We start from the raw sequence: 22,247 nt of genomic DNA, 5'->3' as shown, positions 1-22,247 counted from the left end.
GTAATGTTCGTGCGGGTTCAAGTCCCGCCTCGAGTACAAGAAATCCCAAGTTAACGCTTGGGATTTTTTTGTTTTAATAGTTGGGGTATCTAGTCGTTTAAAAAAAATGGATTATCAGGAAAAGTTTGATATTAAACGATGAGAGAGTGAATATCAAAATCTTCCTATCTATGTTTTTTTTCCTGCGATTTATTGACCTATACTTGCAGTATGCTTGAGGTTTCCTTGCCAAGAAGCTGCTTCTGGGCTCGTAAACTGCACGTATTCGGCACGCATAGCACTAGCTCGGCAACAATTGAGGGGAAGTTGAGTTTTATTAGTGAGGTGATATAGTTATTATTTGGGCATTTTTTGTTTGGTGTAATATTGGATAAAAATGATTTTCCAAAAAAAGAGTAGATGAAAGCCTATCTAGATAAGAAAAGAACTGTTTGAGACACTTTTTATAGGATCGAAGGTTCCGGTTTAGTATGATTGGCAATCTCTCGTTATACGTACTTTATTTAAGTTCACAGGGTTATTGTAATTTGTCTTGAATTAGGTCAAGTATATGGGTATAATCTTCTTGATTAGCAACAAAGTCTAAATCGGTAATATCTATCGCTAAAAGTTTCTCAGGATGTAGGGTTTTTACATAGTTCAAATAGCCTTGATTTACGTCATCAAGATAGGCTGCTGGGATATTACTTTCATACGAACGACCTCTTTTCTTGATATTGTCTAATAACCTATCTGTATTTTGATATAAGAATACATATAAATCCGGTTGTGGTGTCTCTTTGTACATTATCTCAAAAATCTGTTGATATAGACGGAACTCGTCTTCTTCTAAGGTAATTTGTGCAAAGATTAGTGATTTATAAATATAATAGTCTGAGATAACAAATTCTTTGAATAAATCCAATTGTGCTAGATCATCTGATAATTGGTTATAACGATCTGCTAAGAAAGACATTTCTAAAGGGAAAGCATATCGATTAGCATCTTTATAAAATTTTGGAAGGAATGGATTATCGGCAAATCCTTCTAAGATTAGTTTTGCATTAAAGTCATCAGCTACTCTGGTAGCAAGTGTTGTTTTTCCAGCACCAATATTTCCTTCGATAGCAATAAAGTTAACTTTTCTAAAGTCATAGTTTTTTAGTGGTGAGTCAATGTGTCCAATTACTTTATACGCTGTCTGATCTCTGCATATATTGAGTAACTCTTGGCAACTTTTCTTTAAAACAGGGTGAGTCCATTCGTAGTTCAAATCTAACATAGGCAAAAGAACGAACTTTCGTTCTTGCATTAAAGGATGAGGTACTGTCAATGAAGCAGTATTTATCACCTCTTGGTTAAAAGAAATAATATCGATATCGATCACACGAGCTGTATATCCAGTAGTGTTTGTGCGAATACGGCCCAGTTGTTTTTCAAGTTCAAGTATTTGAGCAATTGCTTTTTCAGCCTCCAGTGTACTATGGATAAGAATAGCGCAATTAAAAAAGGGTTCACTTTCAAATCCCCATGCAGGAAATTCGTAAATTGGCGAAACTTTAATAACGGTACCAATTTGCTGGTGAATTAGATTCACAGCTTGTTGGATATTTTCTCTTTTATCTCCTTGATTGGTTCCTATTGATAATACTATGTTATTCTGTACATACATGGAGGCAAAGTAACAAAAAGAAAATTGAAGAAAGACTACTTTTATTCCAGTTATTATTCACAAATTTGTTTGGTGTTGTAACAAAGTTATAATCTAAACGACTAATAAAGTAAATTGTTTTAAATATGAGATTTTTAAGAAATGTATTAGCGACAATCGTCGGGTTGTTTGTTTTTTCGTTTTTAGCCTTTTTTATGCTAATTTCTATTGGTGCAGCCTTGGGGAGTAGCAGTGAAGCAAAAGTAACTGTGAAGGAAAAGACTGTATTGGAATTAGACTTATCAAAGGTGAAATACGACTATGGAGGGAAGTATAATTTCAAAGACCTTAATTTTGTTGACGAAGATAATTCAGGACTGGCAAACGTGTTGAATGCAATCGCAGTAGCAAAATCAGATGATAAAATTCAAGGAATTTCGATTTTGAATAATACATCTACACTAGGTGTTTCACAACGTGGAGAATTGCGTCAAGCATTGAAAGACTTTAAAGAAAGTGGAAAGTTTGTATTGTCTTATGCAAATATGTATTCTCAGTCAGAGTATTATTTGAGTTCAGTAGCAGATACTATTTATGTCAATCCAGTGGGAGAGTTTGATTTTAGAGGACTAGCTACTGAGATTTTGTACATGAAAGACTTACAAGAGAAGACTGGAGTAAAGATGGAAGTAATCCGCCATGGAAAGTATAAGAGTGCAGTAGAACCATTTTTGGAAAATAAAATGAGTGAGGCTAATCATGAGCAGATTTCAGTATTCTTAAACTCAATTTGGGCGAGTGTGGTGAAAGATATAGCAGAGAGTCGTTCGATTTCAGTTGACAAGTTAAACGAATTGGCTGAAAACCTAGGTGCACGAACACCGGAGTTAGCGTTAAAGAATGGTTTGGTAGATAAAGTAGCTTATGAAGATGAGTATCATGCAGCAATCAAAAAGGCAATAGGTGTAGCAGCGGATAAAGACTATAATACATTAAAAATATTAGATTATGTGAAGTCTGTAAAGAGTGTTACTGCTCTAAAAGTAAAAGATGATCAAATAGCTGTAATATATGCTCAAGGGCAGATCATGAGTGGTGAAGGGAATGTAAACTATATTGGCGAGGGATCTATTAATAGAGCATTAAAGAAAGCACGTAAAAACGATAAGGTAAAAGCAATTGTGTTGCGTGTGGATAGTCCAGGAGGAAGTGCTCTGACGTCAGATTTGATCTGGAGAGAGATAGAATTGACAAAAAAAGAAAAGCCTGTAATTGTATCTATGGGATCTGTAGCAGCATCAGGAGGGTATTATATTTCATGTAATGCTGATCGTATCTTCGCAGATGAAACAACAATAACGGGGTCAATAGGTGTATTTGGTATGTTGCCAAACTTTAGTGAAGTTGCTTCAAAATATGGGGTAAATGCACAACAAGTAAGAACACATAAAAATGCAATCATGTATAGTCCTTTTAAACCGATAGAAGAAAGTACAAAAGGATATATCACAGAAAGTATTGAAAAAGTGTATGATACATTCGTTAGTCGTGTGGCTGCTGGTAGAAATATGACTGTAGAACAAGTAGATTCAATAGCTCAAGGACGTGTATGGACAGGAACAGATGCATTACAGAATGGACTAGTAGATGAAATAGGAGGATTGAAAGAAGCGATTGATTATGCAGTTTCTAAAGTAGAATTGGAAGATTATCAGGTGGTTAATTACCCAGAGTATGAGCTAACTTTTGACGATTTGTTGAGAAAATATTTAGGTGCTTCTATGGTTAAAACACAAGATGAATTAATTAAAGAAAAAATAGGAGAAGATAATTTTGAACTAATTGAACGTTTGAATTATTTTAATTCAATGAAAGGTGTTCAAGCAATGCTTCCTTATGAATTAACAATCTATTAGGTTAGCGATTGTATAAAAATAATATGGAGCCAATCTGTGTCAAACAGATTGGCTTTTTTTTGGTTAATTTTGTAGTTAAACAAATTAGATATGAATAAGAGAGCACTAAAATGGATAGGAGGGACTTTGATTCTTCTTATCGCTGTAGTTTTGTTGGCACCTTTTATGTTTAAAGGAAAAATACAGGAATTAGTTAAACAAACAATAAATGAGAATGTAAATGCTACTGTAAATTTTAAAAGTGTAAATCTTAGTTTAATTAGGAATTTTCCTAAAGCTACTATTTCTGTTAATGATTTAGTGGTTATTAATCACGTACCTTTTGAAGGTGATACATTACTACAGTCAGAAAAACTTTCTCTGAAGATGTCATTAGGGCAATTATTTAATGGGACTGATAAACCAATGGAGTTAGAGTCCATTGAATCACTGAATACATTTTTATCAGTAATAATTACACCCGATGGTATCGCTAACTATGATGTAGCTTTAAAAGAAGATGAGGAAAAGGAAAAAGATAGTACAGATTCAGTTAGTACTCCATTTTCTTTAGCGTTGAATCACTATCGTTTAGATAATTTGAATATTACTTATTCAGATTTGGGATCAAAGATGAAGTTTGAAGTTAATGAGTTATATCATCAAGGAAAAGGTAATTTTTCAGAGAATGTATTGGATTTAGTGACAGAGACTAAGACAAGGGTTTCTTTTGTGAAGGAAGGGGATAAATTATTGAATGATGTAAATCTTTCTTTAGATGCTGTGATTGGAATTGATATGAATCAAATGAAGTTTGTCTTTAAGGATAATAAAGCGTTGATTAATCAACTCCCATTAGAGTTTGAAGGAATGGTTCAATTGGTAGATGATGGTCAAGATTACGATTTAACTTTTACGACACCTGATTCAGATTTTAAAAATTTTCTAGGGTTGGTACCTGAAGCTTATGCGGGTGATTTGTCAGGAGTGAAAACGTCTGGGGAGTTTAAAGTAGAAGGGGTAGTTAAAGGGAAATTAACGGAGCAAACTATACCTACTTTTGGTATTCATATACTGGCAAAAAATGCATCTTTCCAGTATCCTGATTTGCCTAAAGGAGTAACAAATATTATATTAGATGCTCAAGCTGTTAATAAAACAGGACATGTAAAAGATACTTATGTCAATATTGATCAATGTACTTTTCAGATTGATAAAGATGTATTTCATGCACGCGCAAGTTTAAAAAACCTGATGGAGAATATGTATGTTAAGGCTAATTTTGATGGAGTAATTAACTTAGAAAATCTATCACATGCTTATCCTATCAAATTATCTGAACCACTTAGTGGTTTATTAAAAGCGAAGGTAAATACGAATTTTGACATGCAATCTGTGGAGAAAGGTAGGTATCAAAATATTAAAAATGAAGGAAGTTTGTCACTGACAGGATTTAATTACGCAAATGAAGCGATGCCTAAACCGATAAAAATACAAGAGGCAGGTCTTACTTTTAATACGTCGAATGTTACTTTAAATACTTTTGTACTAAAGACAGGAGAAACGGATGTTATTGCGAGTGGTCGTTTGGATAATTTATATGGATTTTTGTTTAATAAACAGGTGTTGAAAGGGAATTTTCAAGTCAATTCGAATAATTTCGTTCTTGCGGATTTGATGGCAACTGGAGGAGATAATCCAGCAGTAGAGGAAACCTCTAAATCGTCAAATTCTAAAGAAAAAGAAGCTTTAAAAATTCCAAGTTTTCTAGACTGTACAATTCATGCTAATGCAAAAAAGGTAATTTATGACAACTTAGTGTTGAGTAATGTAAAAGGAAATTTAGTTGTTAAAGATGAGTCAGCTAACTTACAAAATATGTCAACAGAGGTGTTTAATGGAGTCCTAGCTTTTGATGGAAGTGTATCTACGAAAGAAGCAATTCCTACATTCGACATGAACTTAGGGTTGAAAAAAGTAGATATAACAAAGACATTCACAGATATAGAATTTTTGAAAGCAGTAGCCCCTATAGCAGGAGTTATAGCAGGAAAGATTGATGGAGATCTGAAAGTAAGAGGTCAATTAGATGCTATAGAGCTAACGCCCGCGATTAACACACTGAGTGGAGATGTTCAAGGAACATTACTTGATACAAATATAACCCCTCAACAATCTGTATTACTCTCAGAGTTAGATAAAAAAGTGTCCTTTATTGATTTAAAAAAGCTAGATATTAATAATAAGCGAATTCACCTTGTGTTTAAAGAAGGGAAAGTACAATTTAAACCTTTTGACTTGAAACTTAACGATATGTCTGTTCAAGTATCTGGAGAACATGGTTTTGATCAATCGATGAATTATGCCTTAGATTTTAAGGTACCAGCTAAGTTGTTGGGAAGTGATGTAGCGGGTGCTTTAACTAAATTAGGAGGTAAAGATGCTGAAAAATATAATGCTATTCCGGTACGCGTGGATTTATCGGGAAATTTTAAAGCACCTAAAGTAGGTACAAATATGAACGAAGTAGTAACTAATTTAACGAATCAGATTATAGAAGATCAAACGAGTCAGTTGTTAGATAAAGGAAAAGGAGCTTTAATGGACTTATTAGGAGGGAATAAAAAGACGGATGAAGGCGATGAACAAGTCTCAGGAGATGAAGCCAAGAGCGAAGCGACAGATAAAGTTGTCAACAAGATAGAAGAAGGGTTACAAGGATTGTTTGGAAAAAAGAAAACCCCTGAAGAGAAAAAATAGCTTAGTAAGCGTATCAAAAAAACAAGGAGTTTCAATATTTTGAAGCTCCTTGTTTTTTTGAGTAAATACGATAGATATTATTCTACGTTAATAGCGACGACAGAACCTTCGTTTGATCGGATATTAAAAACAGTACCATCTTCAAAGATTAAGTATTGTCCTTTAACTCCTTTTAATGTACCTTGATACGAAGGTGTTTTTTCAAGATTAAGACTTTTTAGTTTAGTTGGATATTGTAGTACAGGGTAGTTTAAGTCAATGATATTTGCATCTGTAGAAGTATAATATGGTTTAACTTCTTCAGGTAGTTTATCTTGTAACGAGTTGCGAATAGCTTGTATATCATCATTACCAACTTCATTTTGAAGCATTTTTCTCCAATTGGTTTTATCAGTAAAAAAATCTTTTAAAGCAACCTCTGTTATACCGGCAAGGTATCGATTAGGGACTTCTACGATTTCGATCGCACTAGAAGCTCCTTGATCTATCCAACGGGTAGGAACTTGTGTTTTGCGTGTTACACCTACTTTGACATCACTCGCAAGAGCTAGGTAAACAATATGAGGTTGAAGTTGTACCTTCGTTTCGTAGGCTAAATCTCTATCTTCAATACCTAAGTGTGCTTTGCTTAATTCAGGTCGCATAATCCAGTCTCCTACTTCAGCACTTTGATAGAAGCAATCGTAACAGAATCCTTGTCTGAAGATTTTTTTTCTTTGATGACAACACAGACATTCATAGTCGATGAAATCGATAGTAATTGATCTGTCAAGTACTTGATTAATATTTAAAAAAGAGTCTTTGAACACCAAGTAGTATTCAATAGGACTGTTAAACTCCGTCTGCATTTTGTTTAAAACTCCTTCGTAAAGCATAAATAAAATTGTTATTTTTGGTATGGCAGTAAAAATACGAAAAACATTTGCTACAGCGATTGTTTACTTCTTCAATTTAGAAGTTGACATGGCTGAATACATGAGATAATATGGCCTTTACAATTATTAATTCGATCGCATCATGGATTCTGAAAAAGAGAATTCATCAAATAGACTTATTTAGGAAATACCCCAATGAAGTTCAACAGGACTTATTTAATAGCCTAATAAAGACAAATGAAAAAACCCTAATAGGGAAGCAGTTCGGCTATGAAAGTATCAATAATTATGAGACTTTTAGTGAACGAGTGCCATTATTTCGTTATGAAGAGTTTGAACCTTATATAGAGCGTTCACGGCGAGGAGAGGCGAATATCTTTTGGCCTGAGCCGATTCGATGGTTTGCGAAATCGAGTGGGACAACAAATGCAAAGAGTAAATTCATTCCTGTAAGTAATGAAGCATTAGAATTGTGTCATTATAAAGCAGCAAAGGATTTGTTGTGTTTGTATTTGAATAACAATGAAAACTCTCAGTTATTTACAGGAAAGAGTTTGCGTTTAGGGGGGAGTAAACAACTTTACGAAGATAAGAATACCTTTTTTGGTGATTTGTCGGCTATATTGATAGATAATATGCCTTTTTGGGCTGAGTTCAGTAGTACGCCAAGTAACAAGACTTCTTTAATGTCCGAATGGGAAAGTAAAATGAATGCTATTATTCAAGAAGTAAGAAATGAGAATGTCACGAGTTTTGCTGGAGTACCTTCGTGGATGTTAGTTCTGTTTAATCGGATTATAGAAGAGACAGGGAAACATGACTTACATGAGTTATGGCCTAATGCGGAGGTGTATTTTCATGGAGGAGTGAGCTTTGAGCCATACCGTGAGCAATATGAAAAGTTATTACCTAATAAAGGTTTTCGCTATTACGAAATATATAATGCATCTGAAGGGTTCTTTGCTATTCAAGATCAAAATAACTGTAATGAACTACTATTAATGCTGGATTACGGGATTTTCTATGAGTTTATTCCGATGGAAACTTTTGGAACAAGTAATCAAAAGATAGTACCTTTGTCAGCCGTAGAAAAGGACAAGAATTATGCTATCGTTATAACGACGAATGCAGGTCTGGTTCGTTATTTAATCGGTGATACTGTTCGCTTTACTAGCTTACTGCCTTATCGTATTAAGATTACTGGAAGGACAAAGCATCATATCAATGTATTTGGAGAGGAGCTAATGATTGAGAATACAGACAGAGCATTAGCAAAGACTTGTAGTGAATTTAATGCTGAGGTAGCAGAATATACGGTAGCTCCTATTTTTATGGCTGGTAAAGATAAAGGAGCACATGAATGGATTGTTGAGTTTACTAAAGAGCCAGAGAATATTCATTTGTTTTCAGAAGTCTTGGACAAGAATTTACAAGCGTTGAATTCTGATTACGAAGCAAAGCGTGCAAATAATATGACTTTGAACCCTTTGGTTTTCCATAAAGCCAGAAAGAATTTGTTTTACGATTGGCTAAAAGGAAAAGATAAATTGGGAGGACAACACAAAGTTCCAAGATTATCCAATGAAAGAAAGTTAATGGAAGAACTTCTACAGATGTGATAAAAATGAAAAGTTTAAAGCAAAAAAACCTCGCTTAGCGAGGTTTTCTTTTTATGAATAAATGCTAAAATTATTTAGCAGCTTCTTCAGTAGCAGGAGCTTCTTCAGTAGCAGGAGCTTCTTCAGTAGTAGCAGCTTCTTCAGTTGTAGTAGCTTCTTCAGTTGTAGTAGCTTCTTCAGTAGCAGGAGCTTCTTCAGTAGTAGCTTCAACAGTTGTTTCTTCAGTTGTAGCTGGAGCTTCTTTAGCAGTTTCTTTACAAGAAACGAAAGATACTCCCATCATAGCTACTAAAGCGATGCTTAATGCGATTTTTTTCATCTTAATTAGATATAAAAGTTAATTATTAATTCGTGACAAATATATAACTTTTTTGATTTCATTGTTTTTTTTGTAATTATTTTTTTAAAAAAATATAGTAACAGTAACTAATTGATTTTAAACTAATTAACCTTTAGGATTTACTAGATCCATCTCATCTATCAAGTGTTTAGCCCCAGCAAACTTGTCGACGATAAATAAAACATATCGAATATCTACCATAATGTTACGACATATTGAAGGATCGTAGTAAATATCACTCATTGTGCCTTCCCAAACGCGGTCGAAGTTTAGTCCAATTAAATTACCATGTGCATCAATCGCAGGACTACCGGAATTACCTCCCGTTGTGTGGTTTGTAGCGATAAAGTTGACAGGTAGTTTACCATTATCAGCATACTGACCGTAGTCTTTATTATTATATAATTCTAATAGTTTTGCAGGTACGTCAAATTCATAGTCACCAGGAACGTATTTTTCCATGATCCCTTCTAAGTGAGTAACAGGTTCGTAGTAAGTAGCGTCTTTAGGGAAGTAACCATCAACTTTACCATATGTTACTCGTAGTGTACTATTTGCATCAGGGAAAATTCTAGCATCAGGATAAAGTTCTAACTGAGCTTTCATATATGTACGTTGTAAAGCATCAATTTCTCTATCTAATTCATTATAATTAGGAAGAATATTTTGTTTGTAGTTTTCAAAAAGAGCTTTAGCAAATACATACCCAGCATCATTGTTTAAGTTTTCTAAAACTTGTTTACTATTTCCATTAAGTAATTCTTGTAAACCTTCATAAGAAGTAAGTTTACTTGTAGAATAGATATTTTTAGTAGTAGATGTAATATCAGTATTTTTTAAAACAGAAGGTAAGAAAGTTTGTGGAGCTTCTTTTGCATATTTATTCACAATAGCTTCAAATACTTTCTCATCTACTACTTTACTATAGTTTTTATAAAAACGAGCTTGACCATTGATAATAGCTTGTTTCTTATTTTCAAAAGCTTTCTCATTTTTAAGAGATCCTTCAATCGCATATACTTTCCAAGCAGCGGCAAGTAATTCAGCATTGCGTAAAGCTACTTCACTGAAAAAGTCCTTACTAATAGCATATGGAGCAATTTCTTTGTATAATTTCTCGAATTGAGGAAGTAGTTCTGCGTAATGTTTTGTTTTCGTAGTTTTGTTAGCACGTTCGATAAAGTCTTTTTCGAAAGTCTGTTTTGCTTGAACTGCATTTGTTTTCTTTAATCCTAGACTCTCACCAATCCATTTTTTCCAATAGTTAGCTGTACTAGCATATTTAGAAGCGTATTGAATTTTAATGCCTTGATCAGCACGCATAAACTCGTCTGTAATCTTTAAAGCTGTATCTCTAATACCAATTTTTACAGGGTTTAAGTCATTTACAATTTGCTCAACTGCATATGATGGTAAATATTCTTGTGTTCTACCAGGATAACCAAATACCATAGTAAAGTCACCATTAGCAATTCCGTCTAATGATATTGGAAAATAGTGTTTAGGTGTATAAGGTACATTGTCTTTCGAATAAGCAGCTGGCTTATTATCTTTATCAGCGTAGATACGGAATAAAGCAAAGTCTCCAGTGTGTCTAGGCCATACCCAGTTGTCTGTATCAGAACCAAACTTACCAATTGACGAAGGTGGAGCACCTACTAGGCGTACGTCTTTAAACGTTTCTGTTACAAAAAGAATGTATTGGTTTCCCTCAAAGAATGATTTGATTTTGTTTTCTTGCCATTCTTCTTTTGGAAAGTTAGCAATAGTCTTAGCTATATTTTTGTTGATCTTTTCTTTTTTTACTAGTTCAGAGTCTTTGTCTTTAACTCCTTTTAATACATCTGCAGTTACGTCTTCGATACGAACCATAAATGTAACAACTAGGTTTTCATTCGGTAGTTCTTCTGCTTTATTCATTGCCCAGAACCCGTTTGCAAGATAGTCATTTTCGACAGATGAATGTGCTTGTATCTGACCATAACCACAGTGGTGATTAGTCAATAGTAATCCTTGAGAGGAAATAACTTCAGATGTACACCCTCCGTTGAAGTGTGGTACAGCATCTTTCATACTAGAGTTATTTACATCGTAGATATCCTGAACAGACATCTTCATACCTAAGCTTTGCATTTCGGTCTCATTCATTCCCTTTAATAAAGAAGGAATCCACATTCCTCCTTGCTGAGCATAAATAGGAAATGCTAAAAGAAAAGCAAGTGCCTTGAACAAATGTTTAATCTTTTTATTCATAAAAGTGTTAGTTAGAATTGAATTAGCTGGCAATATACAATTTTACCCTATAACCTTAAAATTCAAATCCATGCTTTATCAATTTTTAAAGACAACTAATGTTAAAAGTAACTTTTTTAGTAGTATTGTGTGTTAATGTGCTGATTTTTAGTGTTATATTTTTAGTTCTATAGTTTCTTTGAAGTTCAAAAAGTTGAATAAAAAGAGTATAAGGTTGTGAGTATAGATATTTTGTTCTATATTGGTACAAGGATTAAGATTTAATCCTTTAGTTAATTTAACTTTTTAAAAGTTATAAAATTAGTGCAATTATTAATTCATATAAAAAAAGGCAAACAATCTTTGTGTTGTTTGCCTTTTTTATATTTATAAATATTGTATTACTTTTTGGGTAGCGTTTTTGTTTTTTAAAATGAAATGCCCTGCTATTTCCCCTATTGCTTTGCGCTTTATGTCATTCGTCAGTAATGAATCAAATAGTTTGTTTACTTCCTCTTGATTGTTAACGACTAGACAGCCACCAAGTTTAATGAGATCTTTTGCTTCTTGAAATTTCCTGTATTTTGGACCTATAACTATTGGAATACTAAAGGTAGCAGCTTCTAGAATATTGTGAATTCCCGCTCCAAAGCCTCCACCAATATATGCTATTGTCGCATAACTATAGGCTTTCGTTAGTAAGCTGTAAGCGTCTATAATATAGACATTATATTGTGTTAAATCTTGACCTACGTATTCAGTGTGTTTAATTACTGGTTTCTGTATATTTAGGGTTAATTGGTCTATTTGCTCTTGTTTTATATTATGTGGAGCAAAGATAAATTTGATATTAGGATTTGTATTGCTATTTATATAATGGCAGATTAGCTTTTCGTCTTCTGGCCAAGAGCTTCCTATGACAATTGTTTTTACACTTTTATTTTCGGTAAAAGCATCTAAAAATGTAAGCTTATTATCTTGTTCGAGTATTTGAGAAACTCTGTCAAATCGTGTGTCTCCCACTATTGTTACATTAGTATATTTAAGTGAGTTCAATAGATTTAACGTCTCCTCATTTTGTACGAAGAAGTGAGTGAATGCTTGTAGTGCTTTTTTGTAAAAGCCACCGTACCATTTAAAGAATACTTGGTCTTTTCTCATAATCCCTGAAACGAGATAAGTAGGTATGTTTTCTTTCTTAAGAGCATTTAGGTAGTTTGGCCAATATTCATACTTAATGAAAAATACCATTTCAGGTTCTACAATTTTCAAAAACTGACGAACGTTACTTATTGTATCCATGGGTAAGTAAACTGTCACGTCTGCAATGGTATTATTCTTTTTTACTTCATAACCAGAAGGTGAGAAGAAAGTAAGTAAGAGCTTATAATTGGGATATTTTATTCTTAAGGCTTCCATTAGAGGAAGTCCTTGTTCATATTCACCAAGAGAAGCGACGTGTATCCATATCATTTTGTCACTAGGTGATAGTTGTTGGTTTAGTTTATTAAAAGTGTTCTTTCGTCCGTTGACGAATAACTTCATCTTTTGGTTGAAAAGTGCAATAAGTCGCACGAAAAAAATGGCTATGTATGTCAGTATATTATATAAGTAAAACATAAAAATAACTTTGTCCAGCGAAATTACGTTTCTTTTGATAAAGATGAGACTTCGAGTATAAGAATTTATTACTTTTGTGTGTGATAACAGATGCGAAAAAAGGTACTCCTTTAAAGGTTTATTAATTTTAGTCAGAGGAGTTACTAGTAAAATATACTAAAGAATATTAGAATGAAAAAAATTCAAATGGTTGACCTTAAAAGTCAATACGAAGGTATAAAAGAGGAAGTAAATAAATCATTACAAGAGATTTTAGAATCTTCTGCATTTATCAATGGTCCTCAAGTACATGCTTTCCAAGCTAGTTTAGAGCAATATTTAGGTGTTAAGCATGTTATTCCATGTGCTAATGGAACAGATGCTTTACAGATAGCGATGATGGGGTTAGGTCTTAAGCCAGGAGACGAGGTTATCACTGCTGACTTTACTTTTGCTGCTACAGTAGAGGTTATTGGTCTATTGCAATTGACCCCTGTGTTAGTTGATGTAGATGCTGATACTTTCAATATTTCAATTGATGCTTTAAAAAAGGCAATCACACCTAAAACGAAAGCAATTGTACCAGTACATTTATTTGGTCAAGTTGCTAATATGGAGGAAATTATGAAGGTTGCAAAAGAGCATAACTTATATGTAATTGAAGATAATGCACAAGGGATAGGAGCAACTTATACTTATACTGACGGATCGAAAGCTAAGACAGGAACAATTGGACATGTTGGAGCTACTTCATTCTTTCCTTCAAAGAATTTAGGTTGTTACGGAGATGGTGGAGCTATTTTTACAAATGATGATGAATTAGCACATATCCTAAGAGGTATTGTGAATCACGGTATGTACGAGCGTTACCACCATGATGTGATTGGAGTGAATTCACGTTTAGATAGTATGCAGGCAGCTGTATTAAATGCAAAGCTTCCAAGGTTAGATATGTATAATGCAGCTAGACGTAATGCAGCGAAGCAGTATTCTACAGCTTTGGCTAATCATCCGAATGTGGTGACTCCTAAGATAGAAGGAGATGAATACAGTCATGTATTTCATCAATATACTTTGCGCATTGTAGGTGCTGATAGAAATGCGCTAATGGCTCATTTACAAGCTAAAGGGATACCATGTGCTATTTATTACCCTATCCCATTACATAGTCAAAAAGCTTATTTAGATGTACGTTATAAAGAAGAGGATTTCACGGTAACTAATCAATTAGTTCAAGAGGTATTGTCTTTACCAATGCACTCTGAATTAGATGAGGAGCAAATCCAATTCATTACAGATGAAATAAAAGCGTTTTTAGGATAAAAGAATAGCTTTGAATAACGTTTAAAGGCTAACTATACTAATAGCATTTTCTTTAGTAGTTTACTATTTGAAAGTAGCATATAGTGTAGTTAGCCTTTTTTGTTTAAGGTATTTATTTTTTAGGATAGGTTGTTTGATTGACGATTAGAGAAATCACCGCACATGCAACAAGTGCTATTGCAACAATACTCATTGACCCATCGTTTAGGCTGTTTAATAACAGTGAAGTTAAAAAGGTAAAAGCTAATTGTGACGCTCCAAATAAGGCTGATGCCGTCCCTGATTCTAGTTTAAAAGGGGATAGGGCTAATGTTGTTGAGGTAGGGAATAACATTCCCAACGGTAAAACAAAAGTAAATAACGGGACTAATTGGAGGTAAATAGAGATGTTCAATTCTATTAGGAGCAATAATACTGCTGCTGATAGAATCTGTATTGTAGTTCCAAGTTTGATAATATTCTTAGGATCCATTCTTTTTCTAAGTATAGAAGATGTCAAAAACGACCCAATCATTAACCCACAAGAGTTGATCATAAATACAAAGCTAAAGGCTGTACTAGTTAGCCCTCCCTTTTCCATTACTAATAGTGGTGCATTTGAGATATAGAGCATTAGGCAGCTAAAAGCTAAACTACCGATTATAGTATAAGTAATGAATACTTTGCTTTCGAATAACCGTAGGTAATTTCCTATAATCGTACGAAACTTTAAAGAACTTACCCTTGTCTGTGTATCTTCTTTTAAAAATACAGTTGTCATAATGATGCTGAGTGTAGCAAATAAGGCCATTGTTGTAAAAACATGCTGCCAGTCAAAGTAGGTGAGTACCATGTCGCCAAGTACTGGAGCCACTATAGGTGCAATACCTCCAATGAGTGCAAGAATACTGAATATTTTTAGTGTTTGATCTTTATCAAATCGCTTGTTTACTATAGCTCTTGCTATTACTAGTCCACCACTACTACCGAAAGCTTGTAAGAATCGGTATAACCACATTACTTTTATTTCTTGTACATAAATACATGCAAAAGAAGAAATAATAAAGATTGACATCGAAATGAGAATAGGTTTTTTACTCCCGTATTTATCAGAGATTGGTCCCCAAAATAATTGTCCTATTGCTAATCCTCCTAGAAAGGTGGATAGGGATATTTGTACATTGTTTATTTCTGTATTTAAGTCTTTCGCAATTTTAGGAAATGCAGGTAAATACATGTCAATAGCTAGGGGACCTAGTGCTGTAAGGCTAACTAGTGTAAAGATTAATATCCATTCTTGAGATGTGAGTTTTTCCAAGGTTGAATGAAATATAAAAATCCTTAGTCTTAAGACCAAGGATTTTGTTAATAGATATAATTTCTAAATGACTATGCAGAATGAGTTTCTGCCTCTTTATTTATTTTTTTGATTAGCCCTACTAATACTTTTCCAGGACCAACTTCAGTAAATAAACTTGCTCCATCTGCAATCATTTGTTGTACTGATTGTGTCCATTTAACAGGAGCTGTTAATTGTAAGATTAAATTCTTCTTGATTTCGTTTGGATCGTTTACGGCAGCTGCGGTTACATTTTGATACACAGGACAGATTGGCTGATTGAATGTTGTCGCTTCAATGGCTGCTGCTAATTCTTCTCTAGCTGGTTCCATCATAGGAGAGTGGAATGCTCCTCCTACTGGTAGGATTAATGCACGTTTTGCTCCTGCTTCTTTTAGTGCTTCACAAGCTTTTTCTACTGCAGTAGTTTCTCCTGAGATAACTAATTGACCAGGGCAGTTATAGTTTGCTGCTACTACGACACCGTCGATTTCATTACATACTTGTTCTACTATGGCATCTTCTAAACCTAAAACGGCAGCCATTGTTGATGGTTTTATTTCACATGCCTTTTGCATGGCTAATGCACGTTGAGAAACTAATTTAAGGGCGTCTTCAAAAGCTAATGTTCCGTTAGCTACTAATGCTGAAAATTCTCCTAGTGAATGACCTGCTACCATTTCTGGGGTGAAGTTATCTAATGTTTTAGCTAGAATTACTGAATGCAAAAATACTGCTGGTTGAGTTACTTTTGTTTCTTTTAGTTCTTCTGCAGTTCCTTCGAACATGATATCTGTAATTCTAAAACCAAGGATTTCATTAGCCTTTTCGAACATTTCTCTTGCTATTTCAGAGTTTTCATAAAGGTCTTTACCCATTCCTGTGAATTGAGCTCCTTGACCTGGAAAAACATATGCTTTCATAAGTTTAGTTTTTAATTTGAAAGACAAAATTAAACTATTTTTATTACTAATGACTATGCTAACAAAAAAAGGTCATCTAGTTATAGATGACCTTTTCGGTGTTTTATCATTAGGGTATATTATTGATATACTGCTATTCTGTTATCTTCGATTTTAGCTCTATCTTTTAATACCTTCATTGTTCTTGTTTGAACTTGGTTGCGTTGAGCAGCCTCAATTTTAGTTTTATAAACGTCTAACTTAATTTCTGGAGCATTAGCAACACTTGTTGTTTTAATCATGTAAACTCCTTTTGTACCTTCGATTAACTTAGAATCTTTATTTACTTCAGTGCCAAATGCTGTACCTACTACTCTTGGTTCGTAACCGATCATTGGTAGTAAAGGTGATTGGATTGTTAAATCACTTGCAGTAGCAATAGTGGCATTGGTGTTTTTTGAAACTTCAGCTAATGTATTACCAGTCATTTTCTTTTTGATAATCTCAGCTTTCTTTTCATTCATTATGATTGGCTCTATATATTCTCTAGTTTCGCTTACAGCAGCTAAACCTGTGTTGTTAATTGTTTTTACTTTAGCAATAATGTGACCATCAGCATTGTCAAAACGTTTAACATCACCTTCTTTAGTGTTTTTATTGAATGCCCATGTCCCAACAGCTCTTTGTTGTCCGATACCTGGTAAAGCATCTTGAAATGGATGAATAGTGATATCTTTTTGTGTATTTAATTTTAATTCTTTTGCTTTTTCGATAAAGTCACCAGCGGTAGCTGCTTGTTCTAAAGTTGTTGCTTGTGTATATAATGCGTCAGCTGTAGCGTCAGATACTTCAATTTTTCTAGCAATACTAGCTAGTTTTACTCCTTCTTGTTTGTCTAATACTTGGATTACGTGGAAACCAAATTCAGTTTCTGCAATACCAATTTTACCAGTTGGGTTACCGAAGATGAAATCTTCAAAACCTTTAACCATTTGACCTTTAGAAATCCCTTCGTATTTTCCTCCTTTATTTTTAGATCCTGGATCTTCAGACTCTAAAAGTGCTACGCTAGCAAATGAATTAGAATCAGCCTGTACTTTAGCTAATATTTCTTGTGCTTTAGCTTTAGCTTCCTCTTTAGTTCTTGTAGCATTTGTTCCTTGAGCTCCTGCGTATCCTATTAAGATATGAGCAGCATCAACTGAAGCACCTGCTTTTTTGTCCAAAAGACGAGTGATGTAGTAATAATCATCTAAGATATAAGGGCCAAATACTGTGTTTGGTTGAAGGTTAAATAACTCTTCGCGGTATTCTAATGGTAAATCTTTTTTAGCGTAGTAAACAGTGTCTAATGGTAAGTCTGAATTTGCCATTACAAATGATGCTACATTTTTTACTGTTTTGAATCCAGCAATAGTATCATTTTTATTTGTTTCAGCATTGTATTGTACACTTGGTTGTAAGAAACCTTCGATTACTTCTTTTACAGCATCTTTATCCTTTTGTGATGGAAGACTTGATATGAAAGCATATTCTACTACACGAGTTGGTTCAGATTTGAATCTGTTTTCGTGTTTTTTCATATAGTCTAAAATTTCTGTATCAGATACAGTTGCCTCTTCGTTATTCACAGTTGAATAAGGTACAGTAACATATTCAAAAGATACTTTTGCATTTTCAGCTTGATACATTGCTTCAGCATCTGCTGTAGTAGTGTATAGACCTCCTTGAATTAAAGAGAAGTACATTTGTTGTAACCCGAATTTTTCTAATTCTTTTTCAAAACCTAACCATTGTTCCCAAACTGCAGGTCCTTGGTTTTTAAAAGACATAATAAATTCGTTGAACTTCTGTGTGTTAAACTGTCCAACTTCGTTAAAGAAATCAGGATTGTTCGCGAAAAGTGGGTGACTCTTTGCAACATTTACTAATTGTTCTTTTCCTATTCTTAGACCTAATTTTTCAATTTCGTCATTTAATAGAATAGTGTTTACCTGCTCATTCCAAATCGCTTCAATAGCTTGGCTATTGGTAATTTGTTGCTGTTGCTCTAATTGAGCAACACGCTGAGAGAACTCTCTAGTATTAATCTCTTGACCATTAACTTTTCCTACGTTGCGCGGTGGTGCTCCTGCTCCAGTTCCTCTTACAACATCTCCAATGATAAATGCTAATAACGCAATCCCAATTCCTGCAATTAACAGCGCAGATCTTTGTCTAATTTTTGATAAAACTGCCATGCTTATTTTATATGTGTAATTTTTTTCAGTGAGCGAAAATACAATTATCTTATTAATAATAAAAGAAGCGCCTTTATTATTTTAATGACTTTGCTTGTTTTTTTAATTATTAGTTTTATTAATTAAATAAAAACGTTATTTCACTTCTATTGTTTTAATTTTAAATTTTTCTCTTATTTCTTTGGTTGGTTGTTTTTATATCCTTCCATTCTTCGTACTGAATTTCTTCTAAAAAAGAACATAAAGATTGCTACAGCTGCTATCGCTAAACCTAACCAAAAGTATCCTTCTCCTTTGATAATTTTATCTATAAAATCATAGATAAATAATAGTGCTATAAATAAATAGAAATAGGGTATTATTCTTAGTGCTTTCATTGTTTTTCGTTCTTTATGCTCTCTGCGTAGCTATTTTGTGCTTTGACTGTTGTTAGTTTGCTGTCGAAATCAATTCCTACTCCAGAAGTGAAGTTTTCCTTATCTGTCGATGCTTTGTATTTTCCTTCTGTAAATAACCAATCATTTTTTTGGTCATAAAAAAGTTGATCCGACTCTAGTTTCTTTCCATCATAAGTAGTGATTACTACATTTCCTCGAAGGTCTATTAATTCCGTTTTGGAGTAGCTTATCGCATAGTCCGAAACTATTGTTGTTTTGTTGTTATTGATATCAAAGAATGTTACATGTACGCCTTTTGGAAATTCAGTAAACTGATTTAAGACATTGGAATAGTCTAACATCTTAGGGCTGACCAATATTGCCTTTACTCTTCCAGAGTCTACGTATTGTAAGACGATATTCTCTCCTTCACCACCAGGAAAAAAAGAAGTTCGGTTTAATGCCTGTACATCTTTTATATTATCGTTACATGAAATTAAGCCTAACAAGGCCAAAGCTATTAGACTTCCAGTAAAGAATGGTCTGATATTAAATTTCATAAAACTAATTGATTATTCGTATTTTCGACGTTTAAACCATAAGTCGTTTAAGGAAAATCCTACACTTACGCTGAAGTAATTTTCTTTGATCAACCCATTGCTTGATGTACCTCTCTGTCCGTATTCAAATCCTACGTTTAAGTTGGTGTATCCTTTTACTGGCAGCCCTAAACCTCCAGTGAAAGCATAATCATTGATCGCTTGGTTGTTTAAAACTAATCCAGTGTTCTCATATCTAAATCCAGCACGATAAACTATTTTATTAAAATAACTAGTGAATGAGTTGTATTTAGGAATGTAGAAACCTCCAATTGTATAGCGCTTTGTATCTTCAAAAGAAGCCTTATTAGTTGTGTTTGTTGAACTGGCAAGTTTGCTGTTTTCAATGTAAGTAAATTGACCAGCTACAAACCATTTGCGCTCTTTTCCAAAACCTGCTCCTAAACTCATTTGTTGTGGATTGATTACTTTTAAATCAAGATCCGATATTGTCGTTTCGTCTACCATTTGGCCAGGGTTGTAGATATCCCATGTTTGGCGTTTTGTCAAGTTATCAGTATTCCATTTTGTTTCTGGGCTATACGTTACACTTGCTTGCCAATCATATTTTTTCACCTTTCCTTCATATAGAGCAGATAAGCGATAAGAGAAACCTTTGTAATCTACACGTCTTTTTTCTACTGTTTGTGTACTTAGACCTACGTCATTCCCTGTGTTTTTTATCCAAACTGATACGTCATTTGTTGTGTTACCAAAATTGTAACTAGCATCAATCCCCAATCGTAGGTTGTTTATCACTTCATATCCTGTTCCAATAAAAACGCGGTTAACTCCACCATTACCATTGTATGAGTATGTTGTAGTTTTGCTGTTTTCGTTTGTTTCTAAGCCTGTTACTTTGTATCCCACATTAGTCTGTGGTTGTAATCCAAAAGTAACTCCTAGTTTATTTGATTTGATAGGCAATCCAATTGCAATATAGTCAATGGTTTGTCTTTTTACAGCATCTGATTGCTGGTTTGATTTGAAGTTGTAGAACTTAGCAGTAGCTCCAATTGAAAATGTAGTGCTTTGTAGTTTTCCAAAAGAAGCAGGGTTTTGTAAGTTCAGGTGAATACTGTCTGAATATACACTTGTTCCTCCCATAGCTTTGTACCCATTTGTACCACCATATTTTACATCTCCTATTCCGTAAAAAGAATACGGAGTAGCTGTCCCTTGCTGAGCCCAAGCCCCAGTTGCAAGAACTAGGCTAAAGCCTACTAGAATTTTTTTTATCATTTTCAATTATGTATTGATATAAGGCATTCAAACTTTCAAGTAAAAAGTTTGAATTAGCAAATATTATATTTTTTAATCTTTTTGCCAAAAAAAGTGTGTCTCCACCTGATAAAATTATTGTTAAATCAGGGTGTAATTCTTTGTATTTATTAATTATACCGTCTATCTCGGTTATTATACCATTGATAACGCCAGAATGTATGGATTTATTAGTATTTGTTCCAACTAAGTAATCAATTTCTTCTAATTGCAATAAGGGTAGGTTTGCTGTGTAATCGTTTAAAGATTTGTAACGCAAGCCAAAGCCTGGTGAAATAGCACCACCCAAATAATTGTCATCATTATCGATGAAATCATACGTAATACAAGTTCCTACGTCGATTACCAACCGATTTTGTTTAGGAAAGGCAAGTACAGCACCAGCAGCTAGTACAATTCGATCAATTCCTAAGGTATGCGGTGTTTCATAATTATTTCGGAAAGGTAGTTCATTTTGGTGAGTAATGATAAGTAAAGTGGTATTTACTGCTAACCAGTTTCTCTCTTGTTCGCTTAATCTTCCTACTGAGGATAGTACAGTCTGGGTGGTTTTCTCTATTTGTGGAAAATATTTTAAAAAATTTTCAATAAAGTTTTCATTAGCAAAAGCGATAAGCTTTTTTAAGCTATTGTTTTCAAAGTGAGCTATTTTGGTTCTGGTGTTTCCGATGTCTATCGTAAGAATCATGTCTGATTATTTAGTGTTGTCAAAGATAAAGAATGATTTTTTTTATCAAAAGTTTTGGAAGTAATAAAATCTGTTCTATATTTGCAACCGCTTAAGAGAACAACATTCTCGATTACTAAAAGGCAAAATGGTGCCTTAGCTCAGTTGGTAGAGCAAAGGACTGAAAATCCTTGTGTCCCTGGTTCGATTCCTGGAGGCACCACTAAAATTACTTTTAGTAAGTATAGCATTAAGAAATTGGGTGCCTTAGCTCAGTTGGTAGAGCAAAGGACTGAAAATCCTTGTGTCCCTGGTTCGATTCCTGGAGGCACCACTAAAATTACTTTTAGTAAGTATAGCATTAAGAAATTGGGTGCCTTAGCTCAGTTGGTAGAGCAAAGGACTGAAAATCCTTGTGTCCCTGGTTCGATTCCTGGAGGCACCACCAGAAAATCCGATACTAATCAGTATCGGATTTTTTTTATATGTTCAGGTTTAAATCTGGATCAATCTCCCAAAAGTTGTATATATGGACTAAGTTTGGATCAATCTCAAAAGTTGTGTTTATGCATAAAGTTTGGTTAGTCTGT

General features: G+C 33.9%; 16 protein-coding genes and 3 tRNA genes. 7 read left to right on the top strand and 12 right to left on the bottom strand.

Going from position 1 to position 22,247, the window contains the following annotated elements:
* Positions 1-517 precede the first annotated feature (517 nt).
* A complete protein-coding gene (gene folK / locus GJV77_RS13315) occupies positions 518-1,651 on the bottom strand; it encodes a 2-amino-4-hydroxy-6-hydroxymethyldihydropteridine diphosphokinase (protein ID WP_155036835.1) in 1,134 nt (377 codons plus the stop codon).
* 125 nt (positions 1,652-1,776) lie between these two features.
* Here folK and sppA point away from each other — a divergent pair, with 125 nt between their 5' ends.
* Positions 1,777-3,546, top strand: coding sequence for a signal peptide peptidase SppA (gene sppA / locus GJV77_RS13310; RefSeq protein ID WP_155036834.1), 1,770 nt, complete (start codon positions 1,777-1,779; stop codon positions 3,544-3,546).
* A 90-nt stretch (positions 3,547-3,636) separates the two neighbouring features.
* Positions 3,637-6,285 (top strand): AsmA-like C-terminal region-containing protein, encoded by a 2,649-nt coding sequence (locus tag GJV77_RS13305; RefSeq protein ID WP_155036833.1) that lies wholly within the window; start codon positions 3,637-3,639, stop codon positions 6,283-6,285.
* Between the two features lie 77 nt (positions 6,286-6,362).
* Here GJV77_RS13305 and GJV77_RS13300 read toward each other — a convergent pair whose 3' ends face one another.
* The gene (locus GJV77_RS13300; protein WP_155036832.1) at positions 6,363-7,160 is read right to left on the bottom strand and encodes a DUF2797 domain-containing protein; all 798 of its coding nucleotides are present in this window, start codon (positions 7,158-7,160) and stop codon (positions 6,363-6,365) included.
* A gap of 110 nt (positions 7,161-7,270) precedes the next feature.
* Here GJV77_RS13300 and GJV77_RS13295 point away from each other — a divergent pair, with 110 nt between their 5' ends.
* Positions 7,271-8,779, top strand: a complete 1,509-nt coding sequence (locus tag GJV77_RS13295; protein WP_155036831.1) for a GH3 auxin-responsive promoter family protein — start codon at positions 7,271-7,273, stop codon at positions 8,777-8,779.
* Between the two features lie 70 nt (positions 8,780-8,849).
* On the opposite strand, the gene GJV77_RS13290 is transcribed toward GJV77_RS13295, so the two are convergent.
* From GJV77_RS13290 to GJV77_RS13280, 3 genes are all read right to left on the bottom strand, one after another.
* Positions 8,850-9,098 carry a hypothetical protein gene (locus GJV77_RS13290; RefSeq protein ID WP_155036830.1) on the bottom strand — a complete coding sequence of 83 codons (249 nt, stop codon included), beginning with the start codon at positions 9,096-9,098 and terminating at the stop codon, positions 8,850-8,852.
* Between the two features lie 126 nt (positions 9,099-9,224).
* Positions 9,225-11,372 carry a S46 family peptidase gene (locus GJV77_RS13285; protein WP_155036829.1) on the bottom strand — a complete coding sequence of 716 codons (2,148 nt, stop codon included), beginning with the start codon at positions 11,370-11,372 and terminating at the stop codon, positions 9,225-9,227.
* 366 nt (positions 11,373-11,738) lie between these two features.
* Positions 11,739-12,971: a 3-deoxy-D-manno-octulosonic acid transferase gene (locus GJV77_RS13280; RefSeq protein ID WP_155036828.1), complete on the bottom strand. Its 1,233-nt coding sequence runs from the start codon at positions 12,969-12,971 to the stop codon at positions 11,739-11,741.
* A 171-nt stretch (positions 12,972-13,142) separates the two neighbouring features.
* Here GJV77_RS13280 and GJV77_RS13275 point away from each other — a divergent pair, with 171 nt between their 5' ends.
* Entirely contained in the window at positions 13,143-14,273 is a 1,131-nt protein-coding gene (locus GJV77_RS13275) for a DegT/DnrJ/EryC1/StrS family aminotransferase (RefSeq protein WP_155036827.1), read from the top strand.
* A 112-nt stretch (positions 14,274-14,385) separates the two neighbouring features.
* Here GJV77_RS13275 and GJV77_RS13270 read toward each other — a convergent pair whose 3' ends face one another.
* The 7 genes from GJV77_RS13270 to GJV77_RS13240 all read right to left on the bottom strand — a co-directional run bounded on the left by GJV77_RS13270 (position 14,386) and on the right by GJV77_RS13240 (position 21,678).
* Entirely contained in the window at positions 14,386-15,570 is a 1,185-nt protein-coding gene (locus GJV77_RS13270; protein WP_155036826.1) for a multidrug effflux MFS transporter, read from the bottom strand.
* A gap of 71 nt (positions 15,571-15,641) precedes the next feature.
* A complete protein-coding gene (gene fabD, locus GJV77_RS13265; protein ID WP_155036825.1) occupies positions 15,642-16,514 on the bottom strand; it encodes an ACP S-malonyltransferase in 873 nt (290 codons plus the stop codon).
* A gap of 119 nt (positions 16,515-16,633) precedes the next feature.
* Positions 16,634-18,733 carry a peptidylprolyl isomerase gene (locus tag GJV77_RS13260; RefSeq protein WP_155036824.1) on the bottom strand — a complete coding sequence of 700 codons (2,100 nt, stop codon included), beginning with the start codon at positions 18,731-18,733 and terminating at the stop codon, positions 16,634-16,636.
* 173 nt (positions 18,734-18,906) lie between these two features.
* A complete protein-coding gene (locus GJV77_RS13255) occupies positions 18,907-19,110 on the bottom strand; it encodes a hypothetical protein (RefSeq protein ID WP_155036823.1) in 204 nt (67 codons plus the stop codon).
* Entirely contained in the window at positions 19,107-19,670 is a 564-nt protein-coding gene (gene lptC, locus GJV77_RS13250; RefSeq protein ID WP_155036822.1) for an LPS export ABC transporter periplasmic protein LptC, read from the bottom strand. The genes GJV77_RS13255 and lptC overlap by 4 nt, the downstream gene beginning before the upstream one ends.
* A gap of 12 nt (positions 19,671-19,682) precedes the next feature.
* Positions 19,683-20,951 carry a hypothetical protein gene (locus GJV77_RS13245; protein ID WP_155036821.1) on the bottom strand — a complete coding sequence of 423 codons (1,269 nt, stop codon included), beginning with the start codon at positions 20,949-20,951 and terminating at the stop codon, positions 19,683-19,685.
* Positions 20,923-21,678 carry a type III pantothenate kinase gene (locus tag GJV77_RS13240; RefSeq protein ID WP_155036820.1) on the bottom strand — a complete coding sequence of 252 codons (756 nt, stop codon included), beginning with the start codon at positions 21,676-21,678 and terminating at the stop codon, positions 20,923-20,925. The genes GJV77_RS13245 and GJV77_RS13240 overlap by 29 nt, the downstream gene beginning before the upstream one ends.
* 129 nt (positions 21,679-21,807) lie before the next feature.
* Between GJV77_RS13240 and GJV77_RS13235 the strand changes: the two genes are divergently transcribed.
* From GJV77_RS13235 to GJV77_RS13225, 3 genes are all read left to right on the top strand, one after another.
* A tRNA-Phe gene (locus GJV77_RS13235) sits at positions 21,808-21,880 on the top strand.
* Positions 21,881-21,918: 38 nt separating this feature from the next.
* Positions 21,919-21,991, top strand: a tRNA-Phe gene (locus tag GJV77_RS13230).
* A gap of 38 nt (positions 21,992-22,029) precedes the next feature.
* A tRNA-Phe gene (locus GJV77_RS13225) sits at positions 22,030-22,105 on the top strand.
* The last annotated feature ends 142 nt before the right edge of the window (positions 22,106-22,247 follow it).

It is taken from the genome of Myroides pelagicus (genome assembly GCF_009711055.1).
GTDB classification, from domain to species: domain Bacteria; phylum Bacteroidota; class Bacteroidia; order Flavobacteriales; family Flavobacteriaceae; genus Flavobacterium; species Flavobacterium pelagicum.
Note: the sequence above shows the minus strand (reverse complement) of the source record. Positions and strands in the feature narration are given on the sequence as shown.